Source organism: Nocardioides sp. Z30_9 (genome assembly GCF_058215735.1).
The window spans coordinates 143,805-158,370 of the sequence record NZ_JBZAJF010000001.1 but is presented as its reverse complement, the minus strand read 5'-3'; the positions used below and the strand labels follow the sequence as shown (position 1 = coordinate 158,370).

General features: G+C 70.7%; 14 protein-coding genes and 1 riboswitch. Of the genes, 2 read left to right on the top strand and 12 right to left on the bottom strand.

Going from position 1 to position 14,566, the window contains the following annotated elements; all coding sequences use genetic code 11:
- Together AC4BGB_RS00785 and AC4BGB_RS00780 are read left to right on the top strand one after the other, a co-directional pair.
- Positions 1-1,524 (top strand): TldD/PmbA family protein, encoded by a 1,524-nt coding sequence (locus tag AC4BGB_RS00785; RefSeq protein WP_490544059.1) that lies wholly within the window; start codon positions 1-3, stop codon positions 1,522-1,524.
- Complete coding sequence (locus AC4BGB_RS00780) at positions 1,524-2,915, top strand: metallopeptidase TldD-related protein (protein ID WP_490544058.1); 1,392 nt, start codon at positions 1,524-1,526, stop codon at positions 2,913-2,915. The genes AC4BGB_RS00785 and AC4BGB_RS00780 overlap by 1 nt, the downstream gene beginning before the upstream one ends.
- A gap of 22 nt (positions 2,916-2,937) precedes the next feature.
- Here the strand turns inward: AC4BGB_RS00780 and AC4BGB_RS00775 are convergent, their stop codons facing one another.
- The 12 genes from AC4BGB_RS00775 to AC4BGB_RS00720 form a co-directional block, all read right to left on the bottom strand.
- The gene (locus AC4BGB_RS00775) at positions 2,938-4,578 is read right to left on the bottom strand and encodes an ATP-binding protein (RefSeq protein ID WP_490544057.1); all 1,641 of its coding nucleotides are present in this window, start codon (positions 4,576-4,578) and stop codon (positions 2,938-2,940) included.
- A 178-nt stretch (positions 4,579-4,756) separates the two neighbouring features.
- Complete coding sequence (locus AC4BGB_RS00770) at positions 4,757-5,212, bottom strand: DUF3817 domain-containing protein (RefSeq protein WP_490544056.1); 456 nt, start codon at positions 5,210-5,212, stop codon at positions 4,757-4,759.
- Between the two features lie 5 nt (positions 5,213-5,217).
- Positions 5,218-6,477 carry a serine hydrolase domain-containing protein gene (locus AC4BGB_RS00765; RefSeq protein WP_490544055.1) on the bottom strand — a complete coding sequence of 420 codons (1,260 nt, stop codon included), beginning with the start codon at positions 6,475-6,477 and terminating at the stop codon, positions 5,218-5,220.
- A complete protein-coding gene (gene gcvP / locus AC4BGB_RS00760) occupies positions 6,474-9,359 on the bottom strand; it encodes an aminomethyl-transferring glycine dehydrogenase (RefSeq protein WP_490544054.1) in 2,886 nt (961 codons plus the stop codon). Before gcvP ends, AC4BGB_RS00765 begins: the two co-directional genes overlap by 4 nt.
- 80 nt (positions 9,360-9,439) lie before the next feature.
- A riboswitch (glycine riboswitch) is annotated at positions 9,440-9,544 on the bottom strand.
- An 18-nt stretch (positions 9,545-9,562) separates the two neighbouring features.
- The gene (locus AC4BGB_RS00755) at positions 9,563-10,150 is read right to left on the bottom strand and encodes a MerR family transcriptional regulator (protein ID WP_490546763.1); all 588 of its coding nucleotides are present in this window, start codon (positions 10,148-10,150) and stop codon (positions 9,563-9,565) included.
- A gap of 210 nt (positions 10,151-10,360) precedes the next feature.
- Positions 10,361-10,846 carry a bifunctional nuclease family protein gene (locus AC4BGB_RS00750; protein ID WP_490544053.1) on the bottom strand — a complete coding sequence of 162 codons (486 nt, stop codon included), beginning with the start codon at positions 10,844-10,846 and terminating at the stop codon, positions 10,361-10,363.
- A gap of 29 nt (positions 10,847-10,875) precedes the next feature.
- Positions 10,876-11,610: a transcriptional regulator FtsR gene (gene ftsR / locus AC4BGB_RS00745; RefSeq protein WP_490544052.1), complete on the bottom strand. Its 735-nt coding sequence runs from the start codon at positions 11,608-11,610 to the stop codon at positions 10,876-10,878.
- A 2-nt stretch (positions 11,611-11,612) separates the two neighbouring features.
- Positions 11,613-12,206, bottom strand: coding sequence for a double zinc ribbon and FHA domain-containing protein (locus tag AC4BGB_RS00740; protein WP_490544051.1), 594 nt, complete (start codon positions 12,204-12,206; stop codon positions 11,613-11,615).
- A gap of 19 nt (positions 12,207-12,225) precedes the next feature.
- On the bottom strand, positions 12,226-12,609 hold the full coding sequence (gene gcvH, locus AC4BGB_RS00735) for a glycine cleavage system protein GcvH (RefSeq protein WP_490544050.1): 384 nt from the start codon (positions 12,607-12,609) through the stop codon (positions 12,226-12,228).
- Positions 12,610-12,638: 29 nt separating this feature from the next.
- Positions 12,639-13,400 (bottom strand): DUF881 domain-containing protein, encoded by a 762-nt coding sequence (locus AC4BGB_RS00730; RefSeq protein WP_490546762.1) that lies wholly within the window; start codon positions 13,398-13,400, stop codon positions 12,639-12,641.
- A 5-nt stretch (positions 13,401-13,405) separates the two neighbouring features.
- Positions 13,406-13,738, bottom strand: a complete 333-nt coding sequence (locus tag AC4BGB_RS00725) for a small basic family protein (RefSeq protein ID WP_490544049.1) — start codon at positions 13,736-13,738, stop codon at positions 13,406-13,408.
- 9 nt (positions 13,739-13,747) lie between these two features.
- Positions 13,748-14,566 (bottom strand): DUF881 domain-containing protein, encoded by an 819-nt coding sequence (locus tag AC4BGB_RS00720; RefSeq protein WP_490544048.1) that lies wholly within the window; start codon positions 14,564-14,566, stop codon positions 13,748-13,750.

Sequence of the window (14,566 nt, the reverse complement as noted above, 5' to 3'; positions counted from 1 at the left end):
ATGGCATCGAACGAGATCGATCCGACGTTCCTGGCGCTGCCCTACGAACGACTCGGCCAGATTGCTCTCGCCCGGGCCCAGGACTTCGGCGTGACCCACGCGGACTTCCGGTTCGAGCGCAACCGCTACCAGCACTTCTCGGTGCGCGACGGCATCCTCGAGGGCGCCCAGGACGCCGAGGACCTCGGCTTCGCGGTCCGGGTCGTGCTTGACGGCGCCTGGGGCTTCGCCTCCGGGGTCGCCCTCACCGAGTCGGAGGCCGTCACCGTCGCGGAGACCGCGGTCACCGTCGCCAAGGTGGCGGCGTCGATGACGCGCAGGCCCGTCGAGCTGGCCCCCGAGCCGGTGCACAAGGGCGTCACCTGGGTCTCGGCGTACGACGTGAACCCGCTCGCGGTGCCGCTTGCGGAGAAGACCGCACTCTTCGCCGGCTGGACCCGTGAGCTGATCGCGGCCGAGGGCGTCGACCACGCGACCGGCGGACTGCAGCAGGTCCAGGAGAACAAGTACTACGCCGACCTCGCCGGCTCCTCCATCACCCAGCAGCGGGTCCGGCTCGAGCCCGACATCGAGGTGCACGGCGCCGACGCGGCCTCGGGCACCTTCGACTCGATGCGCATGATCGCCCCGCCGGTGGGCCGCGGCTGGGAGTACCTCACCGACGGTGGCTTCGACTTCGACTTCGAGCGCGCCCAGCTGCCCGAGCTGCTGCGCGAGAAGCTCGCGGCCCCCAGCGTGCACGCCGGCATCTACGACCTGGTGATCCACCCGTCCAACCTGTGGCTGACCATCCACGAGTCGATCGGGCACGCCACCGAGCTCGACCGGGCCCTGGGTTACGAGGCCAACTACGCCGGCACCTCGTTCGCGACCCCCGACAAGCTCGGCAACCTGGTCTACGGGTCCCCGGTGATGAACGTGACCGCCGACCGGGTCACCGACCACGGTCTGTCCACCGTCGGCTACGACGACGACGGCGTCGAGGGGCAGTCCTGGGACCTCGTCCGCGACGGGATCTTCGTCGGCTACCAGCTCGACCGCGAGATGGCGCACACCTACGGCGCCGATCTCAACAACGGCCGCTCCAACGGGTGCGCGTACGCCGACTCCCCCGGCCACGTCCCGATCCAGCGGATGGCCAACGTCTCGCTGCAACCGGCCGCCGACGGTCCCGACACCGACGGACTGATCAGCAAGGTGGAACGCGGGATCTACGTCGTCGGCGACAAGTCGTGGTCGATCGACATGCAGCGCTACAACTTCCAGTTCACCGGCCAGAGGTTCTACCGGATCGAGGACGGGCAGCTCCGCGGCCAGCTTCGCGACGTCGCCTATCAGGCCACCACCACCGACTTCTGGGGTTCGATGGAGGCCGTCGGCGGGCCCTCGACGTACGTCCTGGGCGGTGCCGCGAACTGCGGCAAGGCCCAGCCGGGTCAGGTGGCCGCGGTCAGCCACGGGTGTCCCTCGGCGCTGTTCCGGGACATCCGCATCCTGAACACGAGCGAGGAGGGGACGCTGTGATGGCTCTGTCCAGGCATGGAGGCGGCCCGCAGCGCCTCGTCGAGCACGCGCTGGAGTCCTCCACCTCCGAGAACTGCGTCGTGATCGTCAACGACAGCACCAGCGCCAACCTCCGGTGGGCCAACAACACCCTGACCACCAACGGGGTGATGCACTCGGTCGACGTGACCGTGATCGCCTTCCAGGGTGCCGGGAACGCCTCGGTGAGCGGCACCGCCGCGTCGCTCGACCAGGTCGCAGCCCTCGTGGCCGGCGCCGACCGGGCCGCGGCCGTCGCCGACCAGGCCGAGGACCGGGCCGAGCTGGTCGCGGGCACGGCGGCCCGCGACTGGGACGACGCGCCCGGTGAGACCTCGATCGGCGTCTTCGAGCAGTTCGCCGCGCAGCTGGGCGAGGCCTTCGGCCAGGCCGAGGCCGAGCGCCGGATCCTCTACGGCTTCGTCTTCCACGAGGTCACCACTACCTACCTCGGTTCCTCCACCGGCCTGCGGCTGCGGCACGAGCAGCCCACCGGTCACTACGGCTGCACCGGCAAGAACGCCGAGCTCACCAACAGCGCGTGGGTGGGGGGCGCCACCCGCGACTTCGCCGACGTCGACGGGCTCCGGATGTCGGCCGACCTCGCGCGCCGGCTCTCCTGGGGGGAACGGCGCACGGATCTTGCCGCCGGTCGCTACGACACCATCCTTCCGCCCTCGGCCGTCGCGGACCTGATGATCGACGCCTACTGGAGCGCCGGTGCACGCAACGCCGCCGACGGCCAGACGCTCTTCTCCAAGCCCGGCGGAGGCACCCGCATCGGCGAACAGTTGGTCAGTGCCTCGGTGCGGCTGCACAGCGATCCCGCACACCCGGCGCTGGAGTGCGAGCCCTTCGTGGTCGCCGGCGCGTCCTCGGACCGCAGCAGCGTCTATGACAACGGACTGCCGCTGCAGCCGGTCGACTGGATCCGCGACGGTCGGCTGACCTCGCTGATCCAGACCCGGCACACCGCCGAGCTGACCGGGCAGCCCACCACCCCCGGGGTCGACAACCTGGTGCTGGACGTCGAGGGCGCCTCGGGCACCGAGGCCGACCTCGTGGGCAGCATGGACGACGGGCTCCTGCTCACCTGCCTGTGGTACATCCGCGAGGTGGAGCCGCAGACGATGCTGCTCACCGGCCTCACCCGCGACGGCGTCTACCGCGTGCAGGGTGGCGAGGTCGTCGGGGCAGTGAACAACTTCCGCTTCAACGAGAGCCCGATCGACCTGTTGAACAGGTTCACCCATGCCTCCGGGACCGTCCCCGCCTTCTCCCGCGAGTGGGGCGAGGACTACTTCTCCCGTACGGCGATGCCGGCGCTCCGGGTCCCCGACTTCAACATGAGCTCGGTCTCCCAGGCTCTCTAGGCTGCCGCGCCCCGGTGGGGGCTCAGTCGGCCAGGGGCAGGGAGACGGAGAAGGTGCTGCCCACCCCGGCCTCGCTGTCGACCTCGATCACGCCGCCGTGGCTCTCCACGATGCTCCGGCTGATGCTCAGCCCCAGTCCCACGCCCTGGATGGCCAGCTGCTCGGCCGCCTCGCCCCGGAAGAACCGGGTGAACAGCTGCTCCAGGTCGGCAGCGGGGATGCCGATGCCGGTGTCCCGCACGCCCAGCCGGGCCCGCGAGCCGTCCACACGCAGGCACACGGTCACGTCCCCACCGGCCGGGGTGTACTTCACGGCGTTGGCCAACAGGTTGTCGACGAGCTGGCCGATGCGCACACGGTCCAGCAGCAGCCACAGCTGCTCGGGCAGGTCCACCTCCAGCCTGACCCCCGCGGCAGCGCTGGCAGGCGCGATCGCCTCCACGGAGTCGCGCACGATCTGCACCAGGTCGCACCTGCGCCGCACGATCGGCAGCGTGCGACCCGACTTCAGCTGGGCAGTGTGCAGGAGGTTGCCGATCAGGCGCAGCAGCCGCTCGGCGTTGCGGTCGATCACCTCCAGCTGCTCGACCACTCCGGCCGGCAGGTCGGGGCGGTCCTTGAGGATCTCGACGTACCCCGATATCGAGGTGAGCGGGGTACGCAGCTCGTGCGAGACCATGGCGACGAAGTCCTCCTTGACCGCCATCGCCCGCATCAGGTCGGTGACGTCCTTGAACGACAGGGCGGCCCCCTCGAACGCACCGTCCGGGCCACGCAGCGAGCGGGCGGAGACCGACAGCGCCCGCCGGTCGGCCGGGTCGGGTCCCACCCACGTACGCCGGTCCTCGAACTCCTCGCCCTGGGCGGCGCGATAGGTCGGCGTCTCCTCCTTCGCCAGGGGCATCACGCCGTCCTCGCCGTACACGAAGCCGACCTGCCCGGCGCGACCGTGGTGCCCGTCGGGGTAGGCCTGCGCGAAGAAGTCGGCGACCCGCTGGTTCTGTCCCCGAAAGCGCCCGTCGCGGTCCAGCAGCACCAGCCCGACGTCCACCGTGTCGAAGATGGCCTGGGAGGCCCGCTGGTGCTGCTCGATGGTCTCCATCGCCCGAGCCAGCTCGGCCCCGCGGAGCTCGGCCTGGTCGCGCTCGTCGCGGATCAGCTCGATGCTGTAGGCGATTGCCAGCGCGCTCCATCCGGCGACGACCGTGATCAGCACCGCCCGCGCGACCGCGACCGGATCGGCGCCGAGCACGGCCAGGCTCGGGGCGGCGGCCAGTGCGGCCACGGCCAGGACCGCTACGAGCGCGCCCCGCCGGCCGAGCTGGCGACCCAGCCACAGGGCAGGCACCACGATGAGGATGCCGGCAGCGCTGCCGTCCTCGCTGATCCGGACCGCACCTATCGCTGCGATGTCGAGCACGGGCAGGACCGTCACCAGCTGCGGTCGGCCCAGCCTGCGCCAGGGCACGGCGAAGGCGAGCACCGTCGTCACCGCGGCCAGCAGCAGGCCGACGCCGGGCCAGTCCAGGAGCTGGATGTCTCGTCCACCGGCCCCGCGGATGGCGAAGTCCGCCGAAACGAAGACCGCGAAGGCGACCTGGAGCGCCCGGGGGTCGGGCTCTCCGGTCGGGACGAGCACCCGGACGACGTCGATCGGGTGCATACGGTCGCCCTTGTGCATGTCACCTCCGGTCTGACGTGGTCCTGGCAATGCGAATTCAGGGGACCAACCCGGGGATATGCCCCGTTTCGCCCAAACCCTAGCGCCGTACGGCGCGCGTGGGTCGTGGCCGGGGAAACGGCCGCAGCGATCCGGGGCGAACCCCGCGTTCAGGTGCGGGTCACTGACCCCACTCGGTGGGCGGACCCGCCATGAGCAGGCCGCTGAACACGACCGCGAGCACCGCGACCGTGACCACGGCTGCGAGCACAGGACTGCGCAGCGCACCGGCCACAGGGCGCTCCGTGAGTCCACGCGGCTCCTCCTCGAGCAGCCGCCAGCTCTCGCTGAGGAGCCCGGCCCGCTCGACCGAGCGCTCGAACGGGATCGTCAGGTAGGGCACGACCGCCGAGGCGAGTCCCGTCGCGAGCCGGCCCAGGCTCCAGCGACGGTCGACCGCGACCAGGACCGTGGTGGCGCAGTAGGCCAGGAACACGAAACCGTGCACTCCCCCGCCCATCCGGACGAGCACCTCGGTGGTCTCGGTGACGTACTTCAGGAACATGCCGAGCAGCAGCAGCGTCCACGTCACCACCTCGGCCAGGGCGAGCGTGCGGTAGAGCTTCCTCGGGGTCACAGGTGTCAGGGTCCTTCCGGGTAGGGCGTGCGGGTGTAGACGAAGGTGGCGCACTCGAGGTGGTCCACCGATCCGTCGTCGCGGCGTACGACGTGAAGGGTCTCACCGTGGTGGTAGCCGGCCAGGCCGATGATCCGGTCGCCGGTGAGGCCGAACTGCTCGGCCACGGCGCCGCGGGCGAGGTCGCGCCACTCCAGCCGGTCGCGGTTCCAGCGGACCTCGTAGGCGGAGTTCCCCCAGTGCCAGTAGCCCAGGAGCTCGGCGGCCCACTCGGGCACCGAGTCCGCGGGGCGCCACTGCGGCATCGCCGCGGGGGTGTGGTCGCCCAGCAGCGCGAGCGCAAGCTCAGGACCGGAGAACCCGGTGGTGCCGTTGGTGAGCGCGACCACCCCGACCCGGTTCAGCGGGTCGGCGAAGACGGTGGATTGGAACCCCGGCATGGAGCCGGTGTGGCCGGCGAGCACCCCGGCGGCGTAGGGCACCAGCCGGACGCCGAGCCCGTAGTCGATCGCGGGCGGCACCGGCTGCCGCATCTGCGCCAGCGTGCGCACCGACAGCACGTCGGGCTCGCCGGCCATCAGGAACGCGGCGAAGCTGACGAGGTCCGACAGCGTGCTCCAGAGCTGGCCCGCGGGAGCCATCGCGCCGGTGTCGTGCAGCGGCTCCTCGGTCAGGGTGGAGGCGAGGTGGTGGACGCTGAAGCCGCGGGCGTACGGCTCCTGCGGGAGGTACGACGTCCGCGTCATGCCGAGCGGATCGAGCACCCGCTCCTGCACCAGCTCGGCCCAGGGGCGCCCGCGCAGCCGCGCGACCACCTCGCCGAGCAGGCCGTAGCCCAGGTTGCTGTAGTGGTGGTGCTCGTCTGGCCCGAACACCGCGTCGGACCCGTCGTTGGCCGCGAGCAGCTCCTCGACGGGGACGCCCTCCGAGCGCTCCCACCACGGGCCGGCCGGTTCACTCTGCATCCCCGAGGTGTGCGCCAGCAGCTGCCGCACCGTAGCGGCGCCGTAGCCCGACTCGGGCAGGAAGCGAGCGACCGGGTCGTCGAGGTCGAGCAGCCCGTCGTCGCGGCACTGCATCACGAGCACGGCGGTGATCGTCTTGGTGATCGACCCGATCCGGTACTGCGTGTCCACGGTCGCCCCCGCGCCCGCCGTACCGCTCCACGCAAGCTCGGGACCTTCGAGCACGCCCGCGACGATCGAGGGCAGCCTGCGTTCGGCCTGGTAGCGGTCGAGGACCGCCTGGTAGTGGTGCTCCCTCATTCGACGGCGAACGCCTCGGGTGGCGGGCAGGCGCAGACCAGGTTGCGGTCGCCGTAGGCCTGGTCGATCCGGCCGACCGGCGGCCAGTACTTGTCCGGGTCCGGGCCGGCGGGGAACACCGCGAGCTCGACGGGGTAGGCCCGCTCCTGCTCGCCGACCAGCACCGAGGCCGCCGTGTGCGGGGCACCGCGCAGCGGCGAGGTCTCCGGGGTCCACTCCCCTGCCTCGACCCGCGCGATCTCGCCCCGGATCGCGATCATCGCCTCGCAGAACCGGTCGAGCTCCCCGAGGTCCTCGCTCTCGGTCGGCTCCACCATCAGCGTGCCGGCGACCGGGAAGCTCATCGTCGGGGCGTGGAAGCCGTAGTCGATCAGCCGCTTGGCGACGTCGTCCACGCTGACGCCGCTGCTCTTGGTCAGCCCGCGGACGTCGAGGATGCACTCGTGCGCCACCCGGTCGTGGTGCCCGCGGTAGAGCACCGGGAAGTGCTCGCCGAGGCGGTGCGCGACGTAGTTCGCGGAGAGCACGGCGACCGCCGTGGCCTGGGTCAGCCCTTCGGCCCCCATCATCCGGACGTAGGCCCAGGAGATCGGCAGGATGCCCGCGGAGCCGTAAGGCGCGGCGCTGATCGGCCCGATCCCGGTGCGCTTCTCCGGCTCGGGGTGCATCGGGTGCGAAGGCAGGTACGGCGCCAGGTGCTCGCGTACCCCGACCGGGCCCACGCCCGGCCCGCCGCCGCCGTGCGGGATGCAGAACGTCTTGTGCAGGTTCAGGTGGGAGACGTCGCCACCGAACTCGCCGGGACGCGCATACCCGAGCAGCGCGTTCAGGTTCGCGCCGTCGACGTAGACCTGCCCGCCGGCCGCGTGCACCAGCTCGCACAGGTCGACGATGGTGTCCTCGTAGGCGCCGTGGGTCGAGGGGTAGGTGACCATGATCGCGGCGAGGTCGTCGCGGTGCTCCTCGCACTGCTTGCGCAGGTCGTCCATGTCGACCGACCCGTCGTCGGCGGACTTCACCACCACGACCTTCATCCCGGCCATCACCGCCGAGGCCGCGTTGGTGCCGTGCGCCGAGGCCGGGATCAGGCACACGCGGCGCTCCCCCTCGCCGTTGGCGTCGTGGTAGGCGCGGATCGCCAGGAGACCGGCGAGCTCGCCCTGGGACCCGGCGTTGGGCTGGATCGAGACACGGGCGTAGCCGGTCACCGTGGCCAGCCACGACTCCAGCTGGTCGATCAGCCGGCGGTAGCCCAGCGCGTCCTCGGCCGGCGCGAACGGGTGCAGGTCGGCGAACCCGGGCAGGCTGACCGGCTCCATCTCGGTGGTCGCGTTCAGCTTCATCGTGCACGAGCCCAGCGGGATCATCCCGCGGTCCAGCGCGTAGTCGCGCGCGGAGAGCCGGCGCAGGTAGCGCAGCATCGAGGTCTCGCTGCGGTGGGTGTTGAACACCTCGTGGGTCAGGAAGTCGGTGGTACGACGCAGCGCGGCGGGGAGAGCCTCCACGACGGTGTCCCCACCGATCGAGCCGTCCCTGTTGGTCGAGCCTTCCCCGAAGGCCCCCAGCACCACGTCGAGGACGTCTGCGTCGGTGACCTCGGAGGTGCTCATCCCGACGTGGTCCTCGTCGGCCAGCCGCAGGTGCACCCCGGCGGCGCGGGCCGCCCCGACCACCTCGGCCGCCCGGCCCGGGACCCGGGCGAGGACGGTGTCGAAGAACGCGTCGTGAACCACCTCGACGCCTCCCTGGCGCAACCGCTCGGCCAGCACCGCCGCCTGGGCATGCACCCCGCGGGCGATCCGGGTGAGGCCGTCGGGGCCGTGGTGGACGGCGTACATCGAGGCCACCACCGCGAGCAGCACCTGGGCGGTGCAGATGTTGGAGGTGGCCCGGTCGCGGCGGATGTGCTGCTCGCGGGTCTGCAGCGAGAGCCGGTACGCCGGGCGCCCGGCCGAGTCCACGGAGACGCCGACCAGCCGACCGGGGAGGTGCCGCTCGAGGCCCTTGCGCACGGACATGAAACCGGCGTGCGGGCCGCCGTAGAACAGCGGGACGCCGAACCGCTGGGAGGAGCCCACCGCCACGTCCGCGCCCAGGGTGCCCGGGGACTCCAGCAGGGTCAGGGCGAGCAGGTCGGCCGCGACCACGGCGAGGCCGCCGCGGGCATGGGTCTCCTCGATCACCGCCCGTGGGTCCAGGACCCGTCCCGAGGCGCCGGGGTACTGCACCAGGACGCCACTGAGCTCACCGTCGGGCAGGCCCTGCGCCCCGTCGGAGAGGTCGGCCACGACGACCTCGATGCCCATCGCCCGGGCGCGGGTACGGACCACCTCGATCGTCTGAGGGAGCGCGTCGGCGTCGACCACGAACGGCCCGGTGGCCTTCTTGTTCGCCCGCCGCACCAGTGTCATCGCCTCGGCGGCCGCGGTGCCCTCGTCGAGCAGGGACGCGTTGGAGGTCTCCAGCCCGGTGAGGTCGGCCACCATCGTCTGGAAGTTGATCAGCGCCTCGAGCCGGCCCTGGCTGATCTCGGGCTGGTAGGGCGTGTACGCGGTGTACCAAGAGGGGTCCTCCAGCACGTTGCGGCGTACGACGGGCGGGGTGATCGTGCCGTGGTAGCCCAGGCCGATCATCGGCACCAGCGGGTTGTTCAGGTCGGCGATCTCGCGCAGCTCGGCGGCGGTGGCGCGTTCGGTCGCGGCTGGGGGCAGGTCGAGGCCCGAGGAGCGGATCCGCCCCGGGACCGCGTCGTCCATCAGCGCCTCGAGGCTGCTGAGCCCCAGCGCCTTGAGCATCTCGGCGACCTGCTGCTCGCCCGGGCCGATGTGGCGTTCGCTGAACGGGCGCTGGTCCAGGGCTGCGGCGAGGGTTCGCTGTGACATGTGGCTCCTGAGCGTGAGGCGATCTACCGGCAACGGTGAGTACGCCTCCCCTCAGTCACAACAGATGCTGCTCCTGAGTGCCAGCCCGCACGGTCCTTGAGCCTGAGAGGTTGTCGGGAGGAGTTGCCCCTTCGGCGCCCCGGGTGGCTCTGCGAGCCGTCCGGGAGCTCTCCCATGCGGGTTTGTCAGCAGGACCGAATCTATCAGCCTGTGAGTCGGGCCTTGCGCCGCGTCGCGAGCTCGTCGTCGGCGGACTCGACCGCGGACTCGGCGGTGCGCTCGGAGGGCAGCTCGGCCAGCGACCCCTCGATCTCGCGCCACACTCCCCCGATCGCGATGCCGAAGACGCCCTGCCCACCCTGGAGCAGGTCGATGACCTCGTCGTTGCTGGTGCACTCGTAGACGGTGGCGCCGTCGCTCATCAAGGTGACGCGGGTCAGGTCGTCGGTGCCGCGGGCACGCAGGTGGGCCACTGCGGTGCGGATCTGCTGGAGCGAGATGCCTGCGTCGAGGAGGCGCTTGATCACCTTGAGGAGCAAGATGTCGCGGAAGCCGTAGAGGCGCTGGGTGCCGGAGCCGGCGGCGCCGCGCACGGTGGGGTCCACCAGGCCGGTGCGGGCCCAGTAGTCGAGCTGGCGGTAGGTGATGCCGGCTGCGGCGCAGGCGGTGGGGCCGCGGTAACCGAGGTCCTGGGGCAGCGTCGAGACGTCGTCGTCGAAGAGCAGACCCTGCTCGTCGGCGTGCAGCGCTGCTTCCAGCGCCACCTTGTCCGACTGCGATTCGTACTTGATGCCCACTGTTACCTCCGAAGTCAACTTCACTGAGCGTAACCCCCGAAAGGGTGGCCGGACGAGGGTTCCTGCTGACCTGGGTCAGGAGAATCGCAGCCTTGGAGTTACAGCGAAGACATTGTGAAGGTAAACCTTCACTTGAGGGTTGGTCAAAGAGGCGCGCGGCGTGTCGGCCAAACCTTCAAGTTCAACTTGAGGGTGAAGGTCCGCTCAGGCGGGCGGCTGCCCCTGGTCCTTCTCGAAGTCCTCGGGCGAGACGTGGTCGAGGAACTCACGGAACTTCTCCACCTCGTCCTCCTGCTCGTCGGGCACCAGGATGCCGGCGTCGTCGAGCAGCTCCTCGGAGCAGACGATCTTGGACCCGGTCCGCATCGCCAGGGCGATGGAGTCGGAGGGACGGGCGCTCACCTCGACCCCCGAGGACAGCACCACGGTGGCGTAGAAGACGTTGTCGCGCATCTCGGTGATCCGGATCTCGGTGACCTCGTTGCCGGTCGCCTCGAGGACGTCTCGCAGCAGGTCGTGGGTCAGCGGCCTCGGTGGCACCACGCCCTGCTGGGCGAAGGCGATCGCGGTCGCCTCCACCGCGCCGATCCAGATGGGGAGGTACCGCTCCCCTGCCAGCTCCCGCAGGAGCACGATCGGCTGGTTCGAGGGCAGCTCGACCCTTACTCCGACAACCTCTACCTCGCGCACGAGTTCAGCCTACTGGTCCGGCGATGGAGTCAGCGCAGGGATCGCAGGCCCGATTTCACCAGTACGGCGTGCAACCGCACCGAGAGCACGGCCATCTCGTCCATGGTCTGGGCCGCTCGCCCCTCTGCGCCCTCCTCGCGGCTGCGCCGGATCGGGGAGACGACCTGCTCCATCAGCCCCACCTCGCGGTCGGCTGCGGTCTTGAACGAGCGCAGGTGCCGGGGCTCGATGCCGTACGCCGCCAGCTCACCGGCGACCTTGGCGATCACCAGGGCATCGGCGTCGTAGTGCTTGGAGCCCGGGCGCGGGCGCACCAGGCCGTAGTTCTCCAGCGCGTCCAGCAGCTCCTCGGTGATCTCGGCGGTCTTGACCAGCTCGCGCCGCGAGATCCGCACCTCGGAGTGCCCGGAGAGCAGCGACTCCACACCGGGGAACGGGTTGGCCATCAGCGCGCCCGGGATGCTGGGCGAGCCGCTCAGGGGCGGCGGCTCGAGGCCGCGGTCGAGGGCGTCGAGGTGCTCGCGGATGACCTTGAGCGGCAGGTAGTGCTCCCGCTGCGCCCGGATGATGTAGCGCAGCTTCTCCATGTCCTCCACGGAGTACTTCCGGTACCCCGAGGGGGTCCGCTCCGGCTCGACCAGGCCCTCGTTCTCGAGGTGCCGGATCTTCGACTCCTTGATGTCGACGTCGGGGAACTCCGCCTTCAGGTCGGCGACTGCCTGCCCGATGGTGATCCGGCCTATCTTCTGGGCCGTCTGGCGCACGTTCAGCTGTCCTTCGCGTCGCTGGCGAAGAAGATCAGCCGGAACTTGCCGATGCGCACCTCGTCACCGTTCTGCAGCTCCGCGTCGTCGACGCGGTCGCCGTTGAGGTAGGTCCCGTTCAGGCTGCCGACGTCGTGTACGCGGAAGATCCCGCCCGTACGGCGGAACTCCACGTGGCGACGCGAGACGGTGATGTCGTCGAGGAAGATGTCGCTCTCGGGGTGCCGGCCCACGGTGGAGAGGTCTGAGTCGAGCAGGTAGCGGCTGCCGGCGCCGGGCCCTCGCTGCACCACGAGCAGGGCGCTGTGCGCGGGAAGGGCATCCACCGCAGCCGCGTCCGCGGCGTTGAGCGAGGTCCGGTCGTCGGTCTCCCCCTTGGTCGGCGTACCGAAGGTGATCGTGGTGGTGGCGTCGACCGGCGGGGTCTCGCTGGCGGCTGGAGCCAGCGGAGTGCCGCACTGCGAGCAGAACCTGGAGGTGTCGGGGTTCTGGCTCCCGCACTGCGAGCAATAGGCCATCTCGATCTTCCCGTCCTCGTCGGAATCCGTGCGCTGAACCTTGAAGCCGCAGTGAAGGGTCAGGGTTCTGGGCGTCAACCTACCAGCGTCGTGGGCTTCAGGCTTCGAGTGTCGCCTGGTACGCCGCGGCGTCGAGCAGGTCGGCGGAACCGGAGTTGTCCGCGACGATCTCGAAAAGCCACCCGTCGCCGTAGGGATCAGTGTTCACCAGCTCGGGAGTGGCGTCGAGCGCCTCGTTGCGGGCGACGATCTCGCCACCCAGGGGCGCGTAGACCTCGCTGACGGACTTCGTCGACTCCAGCTCCCCCACGACGGCGCCGGAGGTCACCGTGTCGCCGACCTCGGGAAGCTGCACGAAGACGATGTCGCCGAGCGCGTCCTGGGCGAAGTCGGTGATGCCGACGCGGACCGATCCCTCGGCCTGACCGGGCTCGCGCAGCCACTCGTGCTCGGAGGTGTACTTCAGCTCTTCGGGAATCACGCTGCTCCTCGGTTGTCGGGACTCCGAGGCTACTGCCCGGGGACCGCTTCGGCGTAGCGGGGTTTCGCCGGGGTCCGGGTCACGCTGACGTCGATCCGGTCCGATTTCTCGACCGAGACCGTGCCGGACTCGGCCTCGACGTCGTCGGTGAACCCGCCCTGGAACTTCAAGGCGCCGGCGAGGGTGTCGGGGTCTCCGATGGCGTCGATGACGTAGGGCGCCTGGAGCACCACCCGGTCGACCCTGATGCCGTCGGGGTCGTCCTCGAACGAGGTCTGGGCGATCACGCGGACGCGGTCGTTGATCTCGATCGCCTCCACGCCGGCGTTGCGCAGCTCCTCGATGCCGTCGAGCAGGTTGTTCAGGCTGAGCTCCCGCTTGGGGTCCTCCACGGTGACGCGCACCCCGGGCCCGGTCGCCGGCAGCGTCCCGGCCAGCACGCCCAGGGTCTGCAGCTCGCGGCGCGCCTGCTCGAGGGCCGTGGTACGCCGCTGGCTGCCGCTGCGCAGCTGGTCGCGGGTCGCCTCGAGCTCGGCGATGTCGCGCTCGGCCTTGCGGGAGGCCGACTGGAGCCCGTTGAGCGCCTGGATCAGCTGGTCCTGGCGCAGCCCCTCGTAGGTGTCGTCGTCGCCGGTCAGCCGCGCCTGGGTGACCGCCGCGAAGGCCAGCACCCCCACCAGGACCGCGACCACGGCCTGCCCGCGCGAGGGCCGGAAGAAGGCGCGGCGCAACCGGTCGATGCCAGTGGCCGGACGGGTCTCCTGTTGCTCCGGGGTCTCGGGATCGCTCATCGGGCTCACGCGTGGAAGATGTGGCGCCGGATCGCGGCCACGTTGGAGAAGATCCGGATGCCGAGCACGACCACGACGCCGGTGGACAGCTGCGCGTCGACGCCGAGCTTGTCGCCGAGGAAGACGATCATGCCGGCGATGAGCACGTTGCTGATGAACGAGATCACGAACACCTTGTCGTCGAAGATCCCGTCGAGGAAGGCGCGGAAGGCTCCGAGGACGGCGTCGAGCGCGGCCACGACGGCGATCGGCAGGTAGGGCTCGAGGTACAGCGGCACGTCGGGTGTCAGGAACAGCCCGAGCCCGACGCCGACGATCAGCCCGATGATCGCGATCATGACGCTCTCCTACTTACTGTTGGCATAGCGCAACGAGACCTCGGTTCCGGGAAGTCGCACAGAGGACAGCGGCGTGATGCTCAGCTGCAGGCCGACCTCGCGTTGCAGGTCCAACCATGCCTGACCGCTGGAGGTTTCTGCGAAACGTGCGGGCAGCGTGTCCGGGTTGCCGATCGCGTTGACGACATAGGGACGTCGCAGCGAGCGGGCGTTGATCGTGATCGCCCCGCCGGCGAGCCGGATCGTGCTCAGGTTGGTCAGCCGCTGCCCGTTGACGGCGATCGCCTCCGCGCCGGCCTCCCAGAGCCCGTTGACCAGCCGCTGCAGGTCCGTGTCGAGCACCTCGTTGCGCGGGCTGTCCGCGTTCGGGGCGTTGTCGGCCACCAGCCGTACGCCGGGGCCGCGCACCGCCACGGTCCCCGCCTTGATCCCCAGCAGGTTGATGTTCGCCAGGAGCCCGCGCGCCGAGGTGTCGCTGCGCAGCTGCCGCGACTCCAGGGTCGCGGCCTCCACCCGGAGCTTCACCAGCTGGGCACGCTCGTCCTCCAGCTGCGCCCGCGCGGAGCTGACCTGCTCGGCGAGCTGGCGGCGCTCGCCCTCGTCGCGCGAGGAGTTGCGCGCCGTCTGGACGGCGGCGGTGACGACGAGGAACGCGAAGACCACCATCACCGCGGCGGCAACCAGGCCCGGACGACGCGGCGGTGGCCGCGTGTCCGCCGACTGCTTCTGCTCGGAGGCGAAGGCGTAGTCCTCGTCGAGCGTGTGGGTGGTGAGGTAGTCGAGCAGGCCCATCGCCGCCTGTGGCGGGAGCCGGTCGGGGGTGGCCAC

What these genes read in the sequence shown, in the direction of transcription:
- AC4BGB_RS00785 (WP_490544059.1), top strand. Translation starts at nt 1, where the DNA reads ATGGCATCGAACGAGATCGATCCGACGTTCCTGGCGCTGCCCTACGAA.
- AC4BGB_RS00780 (WP_490544058.1), top strand. Translation starts at nt 1,524, where the DNA reads ATGGCTCTGTCCAGGCATGGAGGCGGCCCGCAGCGCCTCGTCGAGCAC.
- AC4BGB_RS00775 (WP_490544057.1), bottom strand. Translation starts at nt 4,578, where the DNA reads ATGCACCCGATCGACGTCGTCCGGGTGCTCGTCCCGACCGGAGAGCCC.
- AC4BGB_RS00765 (WP_490544055.1), bottom strand. Translation starts at nt 6,477, where the DNA reads ATGAGGGAGCACCACTACCAGGCGGTCCTCGACCGCTACCAGGCCGAA.
- gcvP (WP_490544054.1), bottom strand. Translation starts at nt 9,359, where the DNA reads ATGTCACAGCGAACCCTCGCCGCAGCCCTGGACCAGCGCCCGTTCAGC.
- AC4BGB_RS00730 (WP_490546762.1), bottom strand. Translation starts at nt 13,400, where the DNA reads ATGAGCGATCCCGAGACCCCGGAGCAACAGGAGACCCGTCCGGCCACT.
- AC4BGB_RS00725 (WP_490544049.1), bottom strand. Translation starts at nt 13,738, where the DNA reads ATGATCGCGATCATCGGGCTGATCGTCGGCGTCGGGCTCGGGCTGTTC.